Origin of the sequence: Streptomyces sp. ActVer (assembly GCF_027270795.1) — a bacterium.
In the GTDB taxonomy this organism is placed as follows: domain Bacteria; phylum Actinomycetota; class Actinomycetes; order Streptomycetales; family Streptomycetaceae; genus Streptomyces; species Streptomyces umbrinus_A.
Genome location: NZ_JAPWHT010000979.1, coordinates 1 through 803, shown reverse-complemented (window position 1 = coordinate 803; position 803 = coordinate 1). Strand labels below are relative to the sequence as shown.

At 75.0% G+C, this 803-nt stretch carries 1 protein-coding gene; it reads left to right on the top strand.

The features are described from left to right. Positions 1-803 (top strand): FUSC family protein (locus tag O3Q52_RS53720; protein ID WP_269655631.1); only part of this gene is annotated, 803 nt, incomplete at both ends.

Here is an 803-nt window from a genome sequence, read left to right as displayed (position 1 = left end):
GCTGCTCGCCACCGGCGCCCGATCGGAGCCCCGGCGCGCCCTCGAACGGCTCGTCGTGCGGGCCGAGGTCGCGCTCGCCGTACCCGCCGACACGGACTCCGGACGGTTGCGCTCCTGGGCGCGCGACCTGCGCGGAACGGGCCCCGCGCCCTGCGTGGAGCCGGCATCGGCGGCCGACGAACTCCTCGGCGTGGAGGCCGAACGGGCCGCGGGCAGGCGCCCGTTGGCCGACAGACTCGGCCCGCTCCTGCCCCTTGCCCTGCGCACCGCACTCGGCTGTGCCCTCGCCGGCTACGTGTCGCTGGCGCTCGGCGCCGGCCGCCCGTACTGGGCCCTGGTCACCGCCGCCTCGCTCTATCAGGCGAACATCACGCTGACCTGGAGCCGCGGAGTGCAGCGCGTCGTCGGCAACCTCGTCGGCGTACTCCTCTTCGCGGCCGTCGCCCCGCTCGCCCACCTCGGCCCCGCCGCCCTCGTCCTGTGCTGCCTCGCCTTCAACTTCGGCGCGGAGGCCCTGATCAGCCGCAACTACTGGCTCGGCAGCATCTGCGTGACCCCGATGGCGCTGCTGATCACCGAGTTCACGGGCTTCCAGCAGCCCGGCGAGCTGATGACGGACCGGATCGTGGACACGGTCGTCGGCGCGCTGGTCGGCTTCGCCGCCGCGGTCGCGGTGACCAACCGGCGTGCCGGGGACCGCATCGAAAACGTCCTCGACACGGTGGAACGCGCCCGCGAGCACACCGCGCGACTGATCGCCGCCGGGCGGCCCGGCCCCGGCGCCCTGGAGGCCGCCAGATCGG